The organism is Psychrobacter faecalis, from assembly GCF_016107575.1.
In the GTDB taxonomy this organism is placed as follows: Bacteria; Pseudomonadota; Gammaproteobacteria; order Pseudomonadales; family Moraxellaceae; genus Psychrobacter; species Psychrobacter faecalis.
Map to the genome: position 1 here is coordinate 69671 of NZ_JABAST010000002.1, position 15140 is coordinate 84810.

The window sequence follows — 15140 nt, forward strand, 5'->3', positions numbered from 1 at the left end:
CTAGGCTTGAATACTTTAATATTTCCATTCAATGGTTGGAAATTGCCAGTCATAACGAATGGCAAGCATACGCAAAGTAAAAATCGTCGCCATTGCTGAGATATCGGCAATCCAAGCGCTTACGCCAAGATTGTGCAGGGCAAAATAAAGAATGCCGCCCGTTAAAGACGCACTGATATAAATCTCTTGCTGTAGCACCAGCGGAATCTCATTACAAATCATATCGCGGATGATGCCGCCGACAATAATCGTAATCACCCCGAGTAATAATGCCACCGGCACATTGGCGCCCATACTATCAGCAACCTTGATACCGATTAAGGTAAAGGCTGATAGCCCAATAGTGTCGGAGAGCTTGAGGAATTTATCAACGCGCCTAGAGTTGGGGTGAAAGAATATTTGCATCACCAATGACGAAACAGTAATAAGCGTCAAATAACTCATGTCCACCATCCAAAACAGCGGATGACGATCCAAAATCACATCGCGCACCGTACCGCCGCCGATGGCAGTCACAATCGATACCAGTAAGCAGCCAAAGACATCAAAATTCTTATGCTTGGCCAATATCGTCCCTGAAATACTACAAGCGATAATCCCAATCATATCAAACAGATAAATGAGTGAGCGCGGGTCAAAAGTAGTCATCAATTCAGAATCTAAAGCGATGGTGAGCATACATTTTTCTCATTAAAGCCCTTATATTAAAACATCAATATCAAAGCACTGCTATTTTTTGCCCATGAGGTTAAGCGGTAAAACAAATATTCAATCGACCAAACGAATAGAAGGCAGATGCCAATCGAATTTAAGCGCCAGCATACGTACGAAAAAGATGATAAATAGCATCATAAACTCATTGGTAACCGCATCAACGCCCCAGTAATCAAGCGCCAAATAGCTCAAGGATCCTGCAATACTAGCGGTGATGTAAATCTCACGCTGTAGCAGCAGTGGTATCTCATTACAGATAATATCACGCAATAAACCACCGATAATCGCCGTCCAAACTCCCATCATAACCGCAATAACTGGCGACATATCTTGCGCCAACGCCACTTTAAAACCAATAACACTAAAGGCCGCCAGTCCAATCGCATCAAAAAATTTGAGCGCTTTATCAATCTTATGATACAGATGAAAGAAAATTTGTAGAATAAGCGAGGTGATGGTAATGACGATGACATAGTTGAGGTCAGTCATCCAAAATAACGGATGGCGATCGAGCGCCATATCACGCAATGTACCACCGCCAATGGCATTGACCATAGAAACCAAAATACAGCCCGCAATATCAAAGCCTTTATGCTGCGCCAGCAAAGTGCCCGCGATGGCGCAAGCAACGACACCCACCATATCTAATAAATACAGCAGAATATCGGGGAAAATAAAGTGATTTATCATGACTTATTTTAGCCTCAACCGTCTTTTGCAAATAAAATCAGCCCTAGAATAATTAGCCCAATACCGACCAATCCCATTACTGATGGTATGGCATTATCCAACAATAGTATACCGCCAATCAAAGCAAAGATTACCTCGCTGGCTTGGGTCGAGTCAACGCCTGCGACTTCGCTTGAAGTCACCGCTTGCTCACGCGCATAAAAAAATATGCTCGTCGCCGCTACTCCAGCCAGTAATGCTACTAGCAAAGTATTAAATAATTGGGTGGTTGCAGGTGGTTCAGGCTGGATAAAAGCGCCTAAAATTAGCCAAAATGGAAAACTACCCAAGGTCATCAGCCAAACCTTGTTAAAGGCATTTTGTAATAAGCTCGTCTCGATAGCAGGAATGCGGGCAATGAGGTTTTGTAAAGCAGAAGTTTGGTTAGCACTAATAGTGCTACTGGTATTTAAAGAAATACTGCTGTGTGCAGCGTTAGAGGCAGCAGCAGATAAGTCATAAGCTTCTGAGACAAGTGCTTGGTTACTATGCTCGTGATGACTTTGTTCACTGTTGAGTTTCTTATCTTCTGTTACTTGTTGCTTTTTAGCCTTATCTTTATGAGGATAGTGTTTGCGTGAGTTATGGGAAACTTGCCAGACCAGTTGATTGCCGATTGGGTAACTAAAAGCCGCAATTAGCGCAGGTAGGGCACCGTAAAGTAGCATTTCTGCCATCGGCGCGCTATCAATGTCGGCAAGGGCAGAGGCGCGCAAGCCTTCGCTGACGTTGACCAATACTACCCCGATAAACACCAAAAAGGCATAAATAATAAATTTCTTATCAAACCTTTGTCCGAATGCCAATAGTACGAGCAAACTGGTTACGACGGTAAACATAAAGGTAGCAGCAACGACCCAGCCTGCCACGTGGTCGCCTGCATAGCAAATACCGGTATAAAATACCCCAAAGCCAATACTGCCGGTAAGACACCAAAAGCGCCAGTGCTGACGAAAAATGCTCGCAAGCGCTTGAATACGTCCAAAGCCATGTTGCAGGATAATAACGGCGCTGATAATCAGCCACATAAAGACATAGCGTAGGCTCGCTGACCAAAACCAATGGCCGCCAGCATTACTCATCAGCTCATTTAAAATAAATGTCGAGCTAAAGAACGCCCCCGCCAATAAGCCCAGTAAAATCAGTTTGACCATGTATGCGTCCTTGCAGTCGGCTGGTTAGCTATAGTCAGAGCACTTTTAAACCGCTACGGTGTTACCCGCCCTAGATGTACTCAATGTACTATCTGCGGTCGGTCGCCTTGTAGCGATTCTAAAATTCCTTGGCTATATTTAGAGGATGTTTAGTTTGGAATTTTTGTTGTTTGCTTATTTGAACTATTGATTTGTCCAATTTGCGCGAAGCTCATTCAATTATTTACCTTTAGCATCGGCCCAAATAATCTTATGCAGTTGTAATTGGAAGCGGACGGGAAGGGCGTCTGCCAGCATCCATTCAGCCAGCTCGCGTGCCAATACTGGCACATCGGGGCTGCTCAATGCTTCACTAGCAGCGACTTCTTCTGCGACAGTAAACATCGGTGAAAACCAAACCGTACCGACCAATTTATCAAGTTGATGCTCAAACAGTGTTGCCTTTGCCCACTCATAATCGGCGCGATTCATAATGACAAATTTGATTTGGTCGTGCTGGGTGAGATAGTCGAGGTTTGACCAAAGATTCTTATCGACTTCACCTGAGCTTGGCGTTTTCAGATCCATTACTTTGCTGACCGCAGGCGGTACATTTTTTACCGTCAGCGCCCCTGCGGTTTCAAGTGAAATCTCATAACCGTCATTTAACAAACGTTGCATCAATTCAACGGCGTTTGGCTGCGCTAACGGCTCGCCGCCAGTCAAGCAAATACGCTGACAAGGATAGCTTTTGATGGTCGCGACAATGGCTTCTAGCGATTGCCGCTCACCGCCACTAAAAGCGTACTCGGTATCACAATACACGCAGCGCAACGGGCAGCCAGTCAGGCGCACAAATATCGTCGGCAAGCCTGAGGTCAGCGCTTCACCTTGCAGCGAATAAAAAATCTCGGTCAAACGTAGCCCTGCTTCGGGATCAGTGACAGGAATTGCCGAGGTGCGTAAAGATAACTCACTCATAATATGTCAAATACAGATAAAGATTGATAATGCGGCGCGCATTGACCAAATAAAAAAGGGTTTAGTAGTTTGTTTAGCGCTAATATTTCTAGCGCCCAAACGAGGCAAGGATTATAACGTAATGTCTTGTATTAAGTTAAACTTAAACTGATATTGAACATTAAAAAAGATGCTGAAATTGGGTTTCAACATCTTTTTGATTGCCTGATATCTATGGAAGCTCTAGGAAAATTACATCACTAGGCCAAACGTAATAACTCATTGACCGAGGTTTTGGCACGGGTTTGCGCATCGACTTTTTTCACGATAATGGCAGCATATAAGCTGTGAGTGCCGTCTTCTGATGGCAAGCTACCGGGTACAACGACCGAGCCTGCTGGTACACGGCCGCGATGAATCTCGCCCGTTTCGCGGTCATAAATGCGCGTTGATTGCCCGATAAACACGCCCATAGAAATTACCGAGCCTTCTTCTACTATCACGCCTTCAACGATTTCAGAGCGCGCGCCGATAAAGCAATTGTCTTCGATAATCGTTGGATTGGCTTGCAGCGGCTCTAAGACACCGCCGATGCCAACGCCGCCTGATAGATGCACATTTTTACCGATTTGGGCGCACGAACCAACCGTAGCCCACGTATCTACCATCGCGCCTTGGTCGACATAAGCGCCAATGTTGACATACGATGGCATTAAGACGGCACCTGCTGCGATGTATGAGCCTTTACGAGCAACCGCTGGCGGTACCACGCGTACGCCAGCTGCTTTAAACTGCTCTTGAGTCCAGTCAGCAAACTTCGTCGGCACTTTGTCATAAAACTGCACGTGTTCGCCCGCCGCCTGGACATAGTTATCGTTTAAACGAAATGATAATAATACCGCTTTTTTAGCCCATTGATTGACCACCCATTCGCCATCTTTTTTCTCAGCAACACGCAAGCTACCGTTGTCTAATTGTTCAAGCACTTCGTTGATAGCGTCGCGTATGTCTTGTGGCATGGTTGCTGGGCTATAATCGTTACGATTTTCAAAGGCTTGCTCGATGGTTTGTTGCAATGTCATAAATATTCCTAAAGTTGGTGAAGGGTAAAAAAGATAATAAAAGTGGTCGTTTAAATTAATCAAGCATTTTGTTACTAGGCAGCAGTATTGCTATTTATCCAGTCTACAATATCTTGATAAACTTGCTGTTTATTTTGTTCATGAATCGGCTCATGGCGCATGTGCGGGTAGAGCTGTAGCGTGATATTGCTAAAGTTCTGTTTTTCTAAACGGCTGGCAATTTTGCGAATACCTTTGCCCATATCGCCGATCGGATCGTTCTCGCCACTGACCAGTAACATCGGAAAATCTTTGGCAATGGTCGTTGCCCAGTTTTTATTGAGACCCGCTTCCATTAAGCTAAACAAGGTTAAAAACCCATTGTTGGTAAAATCAAAGCCCGTCAATGGATCAGCTTCATAAGCTTCGATAGCTTGAGGGTCTTCATTAAGCCAAGCAAATTCTGAAGAAGAAATACGGTTATCAAGCTTGCTATTGAGTACCTTATTCATCACATTGGCAAAGACTGGGTTTGGCTTTTTAGGCGCCACTTTTGCCAGTACTTTATTAATAGGTAATAGCACTTTGGTTAATGGATTGGCATCAGCGGTACCCATTAAGATGGCCCCAGTAAAGTTCTGCGCGTGATGTTTGAGGACATTGCGCACGATAAACGAGCCCATCGAATGACCCATAACGAAATGCGGCACATTAGGATGTCGCACCTTTAGACTGTCCGCCATGATAATAACGTCTTTTAATAACGATTGCACCGGATGTTCTTCAGCAAAAAAACCCAAATCATTGGCTGATTTGACCGTCTGTCCATGACCTAGCTGATCGTAAGTGGCGACCGCAATACCGTTATCTGTTAAAAACTGCGCAAGCTCTGCATAACGACCGCTGTGCTCGGCCATCCCATGCACAATCAATAGGGTAGCAGTAATCGGCGTGGTATTATCGCTTGGCTCAAAAAAAGTATGGTGCAAATAATGGGTGTTGTCAGAGGAGGTGATTTGCTCGGTGTTACTCATAAACGAATCCTAATATTGATATAAAAGAGACAGAAAAAACTTTATAGTCAAAATTATAGGAATTTGACTATAAAGCATTAAATTTTTTCTTAGTATGCTGTCATTATAGTTTTACTTTGTCGGGCGCTGATAGATTATTTTACCTTCTTTAATGGTAGTGACCACATGAATATCTTTAAGCTTATCTGCATTTACCGTCAATGGATTGGCATCTAATATAACCAAATCAGCGAGCTTACCTTTGGTTAAGGTACCTTTGCTATTTTCCTCATAATACTCATAAGCGGCATTGGTTGTGATGGCTTTGAGCGCTTGATAAGGGGTTGCGCGCTCATTGGCGCCGATAATCTTGCCTGAGCGCGAGGTGCGATTAACCGCTGACCAAACGGTAAATAACGGATCGACAGGCGTCACGGTATCGTCAGAATGGTTGGTGTATTTTAACCCCATTTTATCCGCTGTCGCTATCGGACTTAAAAAATCAGCGCGTTTTTTGCCTAAATTCTGCACATGCACATCACCCCAAAAATAGGCATGATTGGTAAAAAATGACGGTAACATCTTATATTTTTTAAAGGCTTCTAGCTGATCGGGGCGCGCAAACTGAGCATGAATAGGCACCGTACGGCGATCTTTATCAGCGGCTTGTCCCGTCTTTTTGACTGCATATTCATGGGCTTTGATAATCATATCTGTCGCGCCATCGCCATTATTATGGATAAACAGCTGGTTATCGTGCTTATAAGCCTTGGCAAACATCTCATTGAGCGCATCTTGGCTGATACTCGGCAAACCGCGACAGTCTTTTTTGCAGTCTGGCACTGGCGTCAAATAAGGTTGACTTAAATAAGCGGTTTTACCTTGCGGCGAGCCATCAGCTATGATTTTAGTTCCTTGAACTTTAAAACCGTTTTGATAGGTCTTCCAAACAAAGTCTTTGTCCGCTAAGTTTTCATCTAAATCACTGCTACCTGCTAATGCGACTAAGTCGATTTTCAGCTTGCCAACATCGGCTTGTTTTTGGAAAAACTGAATAGTATTACGAGCTGTTGAACCGTTGTGGGCGGTAGTCAGACCATTTTTGGCATAATAATCTTGGGTTTGCTCAAAAAACTTAGCTTGATTGGGCTCTAATACCTCTAGCATTCGCCGCATAAATGGGTACATAGCGGTTTCTTGGACGAGACCATTTGGCTCGCTAGAACCCTTAACCCGTGCAATATTACCACCTTCTGGGTTTTTAGTATCTGCGGTAATGTTCAGGGCTGCTAAGGCTTGGCTATTGGCGACACCCATATGACCGCTGGTATGTTGCAGGTATACAGGGTTATTAGGCAATACTTTATCGATATCTGCTTTGTTTGGATGACGACCTTCTTTTAATTGACTCTCATCATAACCCCAACCGTAGATCCATTCACCATCGGCGATGTTATTGTCCTTTTTATAGTCTTTTAAGGCTTGTAGTAATTTATCCATACTATCTATCTTGCCAACTGGCGGCGGGTTTAAATTTGCCTGACCCATGGTGTTTGACACCATATCAAAATGACTGTGCGGATCGATAAAACCCGGTAGCAAGGTTTTGCTGTTTAAATTCACTTGAGCGGCATTTTTATATTTTGATTGCGCCGTATTTAAATCACCAACATAAGCAATTTTGCCAGCCTGCGTGACCAAAGCTTCGACCATCTGCGGTTGCTCACCTTCCATGGTAATGATATTGCCATTGTAATAAACCGTTGCTGAATCGCTTGTTTGTTCTGTATTTGGCTGTTTTGAGGTGGTTTGCAGGGCAGTACAACCGATCATACTCATCAGTCCAATACTCAGTAACGTCGGCTTAATAATACCTATAGTCATGGCGCTATCCCTAATAGTTTTTTATAGTTGTTTTCACATAAATAAGAGCTCTAACCAATGTAGCGATAAAGCTTTAAAGGGTCAATGTTATTTATGAATTTATCGTTGGCTAACAATATAGCAGGTTTAATATAAGGTCGATAAACAACTAACCAAGGACAATACTAAAGGCTAAGCTTATTTTTTTATAAAGTAACTACTTGCTGCAAGACTGGTAATAGAAGAAGAAAAGAGAAAGGTTTTTGCTATTTATAGGCTTATGAAATAAAACACCAGCCATAAAAAAACCCCCATCAAAGTGATGAGGGTCTTGGCAAATGCCATAATCGAATCAAAAATGATTCAAAAGATTTACAACTAAAATATGGCTCTCCAACCTGGGCTCGAACCAGGGACACACGGATTAACAGTCCGTTGCTCTACCAACTGAGCTATTGGAGAATAAGCGGTAAGGGTTTTATGACTTACGGCGAGCTTAGAAAGTCTCTAATGAGTTCTTGCTAAGTGGGGCGTATTCTAGCAAAGATAAAAAATACGTCAAGCTTTTTTTTGCAGATTTTAGAAAGATTGCGTTTTTACGTGGTAGATAGAAGGGTTTACATACCTTTTAGTCAAAATCTAATCATAAAACCATGAGAAAAATTATAGGCATCTGAATAAAAAATATCTCCTACACTCACTCTAACGGTCTTTATTTGCGATTTAGCAGAGGCTACTGTATAACGGATATTTAAAATAGACAGGTTTTACGATAACAGCAAGGAATATTATGTCGCAATATAACACCAGCTCTACTGCTAAAAGCGCCCCTTTAAATCATGAATTGTATATGTCGGTGCTGATGACGCCAGATATGGCCAATTTCATCGGCAACGTTCATGGGGGTGATTTGCTCAAGATGCTTGACCAAGTCGCTTATGCTTGCGCCAGTCGCTACAGTGGTAGCTATGTGGTGACGCTATCAGTCGATCAAGTGATGTTCCGCGAGCCTATCTACGTGGGCGAATTGGTCACTTTTGCCGCTAGTATCAACTATGTCGGTAGAACGTCTATGGAAGTGGGGATACGGGTTGAAGCGGAGGACGTTCGCGCCCGTACGATACGCCATACCAATAGCTGCTATTTTACCATGGTAGCGATTGATGATAACGGTAAACCGACGCCTGTGCCTGCGCTTGAGATTAAAAACGCCATGCAACAGTGTCGTTTTGACGCAGGCTTGGCGCGTAAAGAGCTACGCATGCAAAGCTCGCATCGCCCGAGCTGCGACATCAATCAAATGATTGGCGAAAGTCTAGGCGCTGATAAGATGACGGATAAAAGCGGCAACGACAATGATATGATTGGCGAGCTTGCTCAGCATAGCAATGCCAAATAAGGCGCATTTTACCTAGCAAAATCATCAATACTTAAACAAAGTCTCACGAAAACCTTACTGACCAGTGGTGGCTATTTGGTTAAATTTAATGATAAATAACGCAGTTAAAAATAGTTAGCGCTCATGGCTTAACTTTTTTGATGGCTGTTTTACTTCATTATATTAACCATTTATTGAGCCTCATATGAGTTCAAAAAACACTGAATCATCAAACATTCCTTCCAAAGATCAGCCAGCACCGCAAACCGTTCGTACCCGCGGTGCTGGCAGTGCGCGTTCTATTGCCAATTTGACCAAAGATACTAGCAATTCTAAAGACGGTATCAATCCTAACCTCAATTTCACTAACGTCACAAGCCCCGAAAACATTCAGGAGGACAAGAAGCAGGAAGACGAGAAATCCTCGTCGCTGGTTACTGTGCTCATTGCCGTAGGAGCGAATGTTATTATTGCCATTGCCAAAACCGTTGCGGCATTTATGACTGGCTCTGCTTCTATGATTGCTGAATCAGCGCATTCGTGGGCAGATGCCGGTAATGGCACTCTACTCATCGTGGCGGAGAAAAAAGCGGTCAAACCTGCCGATAACAGTCATCCGTTAGGCTATGGTAAAGAGTCATACGTATGGTCGATGATTGCCGCTTTTGGCGTTTTTATGGCAGGCTCGATTGTTTCTATCTATACCGGTATCACCGAGTGGAATGCGCCTGAAACAGAAACCAATTACACCATTGGCTTTATTATTTTGGCAGTGGCGTTTGTGCTCGAAGGTTTTTCTCTAGTGCAGGCGTATTTACAAAGTAAAAAGCATGGTCAGGCTATTAATGTCAGTGCGTTAGGTTATGTGGTGAATACTTCAAACCCAACGTTGCGCGGGGTATTTTTTGAGGATTTGGCAGCGGTCATAGGCTTGGTGGTCGCAGCAGCAGCGATGGGTATGCATGCCTATACAGGTGAGCCATTTTGGGATGCCCTTGGTTCTATTATCGTGGGCATATTATTGGGTATGGTGGCTATCTTTTTAATCAATCGCAATCGTGATTTTTTGGTTGGCTATAAAGTCTCAGAAAAGACCCACTGCTATATTTTAACGGAACTATTAAATCATCCTGATATCGACAGCGTCTCTTATTTACACTTAGAGTGGGTCGGACCCAAAAAAATATTTATGGTGGCAGCGGTCGATATCGCTGGTAATCAACAAGAACAGCAAATCGCGCAAAAATTTGAAGATATTGAAAACCAATTCCGCGCCAATCCATTATTTCAAGAAGCGATTTTGACATTATCCGTTCCCAATGCTGAGGTTTTACGTTTACCGGATGAGCAGTGTGCTTAATAAGATTTGCCGCATAATAAATAATCGTCACCTATAGTAATAAGAGTCTTATATGAAAAATTACCTAAAATCTTCCAAAAAAAATACCAGTCGGCGTCCTACTAGCATCAATCCATTACTTACTTTGGTGGTGACAACGCTTCTATCAGCACCTATCGTCAATGCCAATGCAGAATTGATTGTCCATAGTGAGCCAAATAGGGTTAGTAAGGGCACCAATAATATTGCCAAGCAGCAAATGAACAATCAAGCACCAACTGATGTGTCTATCATTAAACTGATGCAAGTGATGCATATCGACGAGCAGATTCAGTCTATCGTCAATGGTCAACAAGCGGCCATCGATGCCATTAATACGCAAACCAAAAACCAGAATCAAAGCAGTAATCAGCGCGCCAGTGACCAACAGTTAAATAAGCGCCAACGCGATCTACAAGAGCAAATTCAAAGCGTGTTAGGGCAATATGCTAAGATTATGACTGAGGGTATCGGCAATGCAGCCGACGCACAAACTTTGACGCAAGCTTATATCAGTGCCGCTAAGACTTACTATACGCAGGCTGAAGTCGATGCCCAGATTAAATTCTACGATACGGCAGTAGGGCAAAGTATCCTTGCCAAGCAGCCACAAATTACCGCGGCTTTTTTACAGCAATCCTTGCCTGAAGATACCAGCGAGACTGAAGCGCAATTAAGCGAGCTATTGCCGCAAACCAGCGAGACTGAAGCGCAATTAAGCGAGCTATTGCCGCAAATGAAGCAGATTATTAAAGGCGTATTTTAAAGTCATTATTTTTTAATCTAATTCTAATCCGTTTTAATACGCGTCTTTAAAATCAATTTTTCTAAACCTAATATAGTCAGTTCAAAACAAAAGTGTTATGGCTAGGACAAACATCATAAAATAATTTGGATAAGTCATTTTCCATCCACCCTTGGCGTAGAAACTTCACTTGAGCCCATTTTTTCTCAATAGGGTTCAAGTCTGGGCTGTACGGCGGCAGCCATAGGATACGATGACCATGCCTGTTCAGTAATTTTTGGATACGTCTACTTTTATGAAACCGAGCGTTATCCATGACAATCACGCATTTGGTTTTAAGACTTGGTATTAGCGTGTGTTTGCACCAATCGTAGAATATGCCGCTGTTAATGTTGTGTTCAAAGTAATCCAGTGCAAATAGCATCTTTTTATATAGAGCACCAATGACGTTGGTTCGCTTTTTACCTTGCCAGTTGTAGCTGTCGATACAGGGTTTGCCTATCGGTGCATAACCATGAGGACGAATGATCTGGCTTTCAAAACCGCTTTCGTCCATATACACAATGGGATAACCTTGCTGTTTAAAGTTATCAAGCTTACTCTGATACGCCGCTCTTTTTATTGGACACGCTTTTGGATGCTCTAAGGTCTTTTTTTTGACTGATGCCTAGGCGTTTTAAAGCCTCACAAATGGCTGGGGCAGTACAGTTGAACCGTCTTGCTCTCTCATAGTGATAGTCATCAGGGTAACGCTCAACGTCTTTACGTAGTGCATCATCTGGTATTTTTGATGGCGTAACATTGCGAGTGCTCTTACTATGCAGCCGTTTCTTCCACTTTTGAATGGTGGTTGGACTAATGTCATAAAAAGAGGCTGCCTCGGCAAAAGTCATGCCACCTGCTAAGCTTTTAAGAACTTGTTTGCGATAATCTAGTGAGTAAGTCATGATAACTGAGTATATCTATTGAGTTATTTTATCTTATAACACTTTTATATTTAATACACTATAGTAGTTTATAAGACTAAATTCTTTAGGCATAAAAAAAGGTCACCCTATAAGTGACCTTTTTCAAACAACATTTACTTATAAAGTTTTTCAGTCGCTGTTACTTTTTCTTTGGGGCATTAGCACCGATGAACCAAGCGTCTTTATCGACAATACGGCTTACTTCGGTCAACAAATCCGCCGTATCTTCATCCCCTGCATCACCCGCGGTATCAATACCTTCACGCAGTGAAGCAGCGATGGTTTTATAGCGATTGGTAAGCTCGCGTACGTGCTCATCAACTTCTGTGATATCAGTTGGATAAGTCTCTAAGATAGAGTCTTCGACCACACGCTTAGAGATACCGTTGGCTTTACCGCCAAGGATAACGATACGTTCGGCAACTGTATCAAACGCTTCAGTCAAACGCTCATAAGTCTCGTCTAGTAATTGATGTACGCCAATAAAGCCAGTACCTTGCAAGTTCCAATGGCACTGCTTGCTGTCCATACTTAGGTCAATCAGATTGGCTAAGTTAGCGTTTAACAATTCAACCATTTTTTCAGCGGTTTTATCATCAATACCACTTGCGTAACGTTCTCTCATAATTTACTCCATTATTTTAAGTTTTTATTAGTTGTTGGATTAATTTTTAAGCGTGTTGTTGCTTGTACTTATCGCTTCTTAATACTGCTTGTTCATTAATTCAGTACCCATAGTAGCAATTTATGAGCGCGATTGAACCCCTAGGTTTTAGGCTTTGTTAAGTGGTCGTGTAATGACTTTGTTAATCGTGAAAAGCTTTGTAAATTTAGCTGCCATTCTGTGCCTTTCCTATAAATAATAGACGTTAAATAAATAGTAGTCGTTTTAAAATTACCGTTAATAGCGCAAATTTTAGCCGTTAAATATGTGTGTAAGTAGAAAATGAAACCCATGATTATCCTTTAAAAACTGGGATTTAGACCCCATATTGTTATAAATCTAAACTCTTATAACCTTTTATAAATGTTAGGAAGAAAGCTATTATGCGAATGCCTGAACCGCGCTCGTCGCGTCAGTTAAACCAATTGGCCACTCAGCTGCAAGGCGAAGCTGAAATCAGTGGTGTCAATGCGTCTGGTACGCAAATATCAAGCCGCGCCTTTGAGATGGTCACCGACTTTGAGCCGGCAGGCGATCAACCACAAGCAATCGAAAAGTTAGTCAAAGGCATCAAATCAGGCATGGATGAGCAATTATTACTCGGTGTGACCGGTTCTGGTAAGACTTATACCATGGCAAAGGTCATCGCTGAATGCCAACGTCCAACCATTATTATGGCGCACAATAAAACCCTTGCCGCCCAGCTCTATGGCGAATTTAAAGCGTTCTTTCCAAATAATGCGGTTGAGTATTTTGTCAGTTATTACGATTATTATCAGCCGGAAGCCTATGTTGCGGCGAGTGATACCTTTATCGAAAAAGACAGTGCCATCAACGACCATATTGACCAAATGCGCCTATCAGCGACGCGGGCGCTACTTGAGCGCCGTGATGCGATTATTGTGGCTTCGGTCTCCTGTATTTATGGTTTGGGCGATCCGGAAAGTTATTTAAAAATGCTTTTGCATGTCGTCGTCGGTGACAAAATCGATCGGACGGCGACCATTAAGCGTTTGGTTGAAATGCAATATAACCGTAATGAGTTAGATTTTGGCCGTGGTACCTATCGCTTGCGCGGTGAGCTGTTAGATATTTATCCTGCGGAATCTGAGCAGCTAGCGGTGCGCGTGCATTTGTTTGATGATGAAGTGGAGAAAATTACTTGGTTTGACCCGTTAACCGGCAAAACCGTCCGAAGTGTGCCGCGTATTACCATTTATCCGAAATCGCATTATGTGACCCCGCGCAATAAACTGGAAGCAGCAAGTCATACCATTCGCGCCGAGCTTGAGCCGCGTCTCGAGTATTTTCGCGACAATAATAAATTGGTCGAAGCGCAGCGTCTAAAAGAGCGTACCCAGTATGATCTTGAGATGATTCAGCAGCTCGGCTACTGTAATGGTATCGAAAACTACTCGCAGCATCTGTCGGGTCGTCCGTCAGGGGAAGCACCGCCGACTTTGTTTGATTATATTCCAGAAGATGCGCTGTTATTTATCGATGAATCGCACGTGACGGTTTCGCAAATTGGGGCGATGTATAAAGGCGATAGATCGCGTAAAGAAAACCTCGTCAATTATGGTTTTCGTCTGCCAAGTGCAATGAATAATCGCCCGATGAAGTTTGAAGAGTGGGAGCGTATTAAGCCTAAAACCATCTATGTTAGCGCCACGCCAGCACAGTATGAGCTTGAGCATAGCGAGCAGGTGGTCGAGCAAGTCGTGCGTCCAACCGGTCTGATTGACCCTGAGATTGAGATTCGTCCAGTATTGACGCAAGTGGATGATGTGCTATCTGAGATTACCAAACGCCGCGAGCTTGATGAGCGCGTTTTGATTACGACGTTGACTAAGCGTATGGCGGAAGATTTGACCAGTTATCTTAAAGAATACGATGTCAAAGTCGCTTATCTGCATTCAGATATCGATACGGTTGAACGCATGCAGATTATTCATGAGCTGCGGACAGGCGTCCATGATGTGCTGGTCGGCATTAATCTCTTGCGTGAAGGTTTGGATATGCCAGAGGTATCATTGGTGGCAATATTTGATGCTGATAAAGAGGGCTTTTTGCGTTCTGAGCGCTCGCTGATCCAGACCATTGGCCGTGCTGCCCGTCACTTAAACGGTAAAGCAATTTTGTACGCTGACCGCATTACGCCGAGTATGGAAAAAGCGATAGAGGAGACTGACCGTCGCCGCGAAAAACAAGTCGCCTTTAATCTTGAGCACAATATTACGCCAAAAGGTGCGCGCCGTAGTATTACCGATAAAATTGATACGGGTGAAAACCTCGATGCCAATGACAATCAAGTAATCCCTGTAAAAAGCAATCTGCCTGATGTCGATATTAGCATTTTGCGCAGTCCTGATTTACTGGCCAAAGAAATCAAACGCCTTGAGAAACAAATGCAGCAAATGTCACGAGATTTGAAATTTGAAGAGGCAGCAAAAACGCGTGATAAAGTATTGGAATTAAAAGCGCATTTGATTTAATGGTTTAATTCCGACTGAATGTAGACGTAGAAAGGTGAG

14 protein-coding genes and 1 tRNA gene are annotated in these 15140 nt (G+C 43.1%); 4 read left to right on the forward strand and 11 right to left on the reverse strand.

Features of this window, described 5'->3' with window-relative positions:
* Window positions 1-15 precede the first annotated feature (15 nt).
* From JFC07_RS01225 to JFC07_RS01260, 8 genes are all read right to left on the reverse strand, one after another.
* Window positions 16-678 carry a trimeric intracellular cation channel family protein gene (locus JFC07_RS01225; protein WP_198327890.1) on the reverse strand — a complete coding sequence of 221 codons (663 nt, stop codon included), beginning with the start codon at window positions 676-678 and terminating at the stop codon, window positions 16-18.
* Window positions 679-768: 90 nt separating this feature from the next.
* Complete coding sequence (locus JFC07_RS01230; protein WP_102077838.1) at window positions 769-1404, reverse strand: trimeric intracellular cation channel family protein; 636 nt, start codon at window positions 1402-1404, stop codon at window positions 769-771.
* Window positions 1405-1418: 14 nt separating this feature from the next.
* Window positions 1419-2597: a multidrug resistance efflux transporter family protein gene (locus tag JFC07_RS01235; protein ID WP_198327891.1), complete on the reverse strand. Its 1179-nt coding sequence runs from the start codon at window positions 2595-2597 to the stop codon at window positions 1419-1421.
* A 219-nt stretch (window positions 2598-2816) separates the two neighbouring features.
* On the reverse strand, window positions 2817-3557 hold the full coding sequence (gene queE / locus JFC07_RS01240) for a 7-carboxy-7-deazaguanine synthase QueE (protein WP_198327892.1): 741 nt from the start codon (window positions 3555-3557) through the stop codon (window positions 2817-2819).
* 239 nt (window positions 3558-3796) lie between these two features.
* Window positions 3797-4618 (reverse strand): 2,3,4,5-tetrahydropyridine-2,6-dicarboxylate N-succinyltransferase, encoded by an 822-nt coding sequence (dapD, locus tag JFC07_RS01245; protein WP_198327893.1) that lies wholly within the window; start codon window positions 4616-4618, stop codon window positions 3797-3799.
* A 74-nt stretch (window positions 4619-4692) separates the two neighbouring features.
* Complete coding sequence (locus tag JFC07_RS01250; protein WP_198327894.1) at window positions 4693-5631, reverse strand: alpha/beta hydrolase; 939 nt, start codon at window positions 5629-5631, stop codon at window positions 4693-4695.
* Window positions 5632-5742: 111 nt separating this feature from the next.
* Entirely contained in the window at window positions 5743-7494 is a 1752-nt protein-coding gene (locus tag JFC07_RS01255) for an amidohydrolase (RefSeq protein WP_198327895.1), read from the reverse strand.
* Window positions 7495-7859: 365 nt separating this feature from the next.
* Window positions 7860-7935 (reverse strand) — tRNA-Asn (locus tag JFC07_RS01260).
* A gap of 328 nt (window positions 7936-8263) precedes the next feature.
* Between JFC07_RS01260 and JFC07_RS01265 the strand changes: the two genes are divergently transcribed.
* The 3 genes from JFC07_RS01265 to JFC07_RS01275 all read left to right on the forward strand — a co-directional run bounded on the left by JFC07_RS01265 (window position 8264) and on the right by JFC07_RS01275 (window position 10995).
* Window positions 8264-8872: an acyl-CoA thioesterase gene (locus JFC07_RS01265; protein ID WP_144297161.1), complete on the forward strand. Its 609-nt coding sequence runs from the start codon at window positions 8264-8266 to the stop codon at window positions 8870-8872.
* A 184-nt stretch (window positions 8873-9056) separates the two neighbouring features.
* Window positions 9057-10211 (forward strand): cation diffusion facilitator family transporter, encoded by a 1155-nt coding sequence (locus tag JFC07_RS01270; RefSeq protein WP_227678211.1) that lies wholly within the window; start codon window positions 9057-9059, stop codon window positions 10209-10211.
* 52 nt (window positions 10212-10263) lie between these two features.
* Window positions 10264-10995, forward strand: a complete 732-nt coding sequence (locus tag JFC07_RS01275) for a DUF2059 domain-containing protein (protein WP_198327896.1) — start codon at window positions 10264-10266, stop codon at window positions 10993-10995.
* A 76-nt stretch (window positions 10996-11071) separates the two neighbouring features.
* On the opposite strand, the gene JFC07_RS01280 is transcribed toward JFC07_RS01275, so the two are convergent.
* The 3 genes from JFC07_RS01280 to dps all read right to left on the reverse strand — a co-directional run bounded on the left by JFC07_RS01280 (window position 11072) and on the right by dps (window position 12567).
* Window positions 11072-11596 carry an IS630 family transposase gene (locus tag JFC07_RS01280; RefSeq protein WP_198327936.1) on the reverse strand — a complete coding sequence of 175 codons (525 nt, stop codon included), beginning with the start codon at window positions 11594-11596 and terminating at the stop codon, window positions 11072-11074.
* Window positions 11571-11921 carry an IS630 transposase-related protein gene (locus JFC07_RS01285; protein WP_198327897.1) on the reverse strand — a complete coding sequence of 117 codons (351 nt, stop codon included), beginning with the start codon at window positions 11919-11921 and terminating at the stop codon, window positions 11571-11573. Before JFC07_RS01285 ends, JFC07_RS01280 begins: the two co-directional genes overlap by 26 nt.
* A gap of 160 nt (window positions 11922-12081) precedes the next feature.
* Window positions 12082-12567, reverse strand: coding sequence for a DNA starvation/stationary phase protection protein Dps (gene dps / locus JFC07_RS01290; protein WP_068406213.1), 486 nt, complete (start codon window positions 12565-12567; stop codon window positions 12082-12084).
* 422 nt (window positions 12568-12989) lie between these two features.
* Here dps and uvrB point away from each other — a divergent pair, with 422 nt between their 5' ends.
* Window positions 12990-15101, forward strand: coding sequence for an excinuclease ABC subunit UvrB (gene uvrB / locus JFC07_RS01295; RefSeq protein WP_144297158.1), 2112 nt, complete (start codon window positions 12990-12992; stop codon window positions 15099-15101).
* Window positions 15102-15140 lie beyond the last annotated feature (39 nt).

Bases quoted from the DNA above. Each gene is read 5' to 3' on its own strand.
- JFC07_RS01225 (WP_198327890.1), bottom strand. From the start codon at position 678: ATGCTCACCATCGCTTTAGATTCTGAATTGATGACTACTTTTGACCCG.
- JFC07_RS01230 (WP_102077838.1), bottom strand. From the start codon at position 1,404: ATGATAAATCACTTTATTTTCCCCGATATTCTGCTGTATTTATTAGAT.
- JFC07_RS01235 (WP_198327891.1), bottom strand. From the start codon at position 2,597: ATGGTCAAACTGATTTTACTGGGCTTATTGGCGGGGGCGTTCTTTAGC.
- queE (WP_198327892.1), bottom strand. From the start codon at position 3,557: ATGAGTGAGTTATCTTTACGCACCTCGGCAATTCCTGTCACTGATCCC.
- dapD (WP_198327893.1), bottom strand. From the start codon at position 4,618: ATGACATTGCAACAAACCATCGAGCAAGCCTTTGAAAATCGTAACGAT.
- JFC07_RS01250 (WP_198327894.1), bottom strand. From the start codon at position 5,631: ATGAGTAACACCGAGCAAATCACCTCCTCTGACAACACCCATTATTTG.
- JFC07_RS01255 (WP_198327895.1), bottom strand. From the start codon at position 7,494: ATGACTATAGGTATTATTAAGCCGACGTTACTGAGTATTGGACTGATG.
- JFC07_RS01265 (WP_144297161.1), top strand. From the start codon at position 8,264: ATGTCGCAATATAACACCAGCTCTACTGCTAAAAGCGCCCCTTTAAAT.
- JFC07_RS01270 (WP_227678211.1), top strand. From the start codon at position 9,057: ATGAGTTCAAAAAACACTGAATCATCAAACATTCCTTCCAAAGATCAG.
- JFC07_RS01275 (WP_198327896.1), top strand. From the start codon at position 10,264: ATGAAAAATTACCTAAAATCTTCCAAAAAAAATACCAGTCGGCGTCCT.
- JFC07_RS01285 (WP_198327897.1), bottom strand. From the start codon at position 11,921: ATGACTTACTCACTAGATTATCGCAAACAAGTTCTTAAAAGCTTAGCA.
- dps (WP_068406213.1), bottom strand. From the start codon at position 12,567: ATGAGAGAACGTTACGCAAGTGGTATTGATGATAAAACCGCTGAAAAA.
- uvrB (WP_144297158.1), top strand. From the start codon at position 12,990: ATGCGAATGCCTGAACCGCGCTCGTCGCGTCAGTTAAACCAATTGGCC.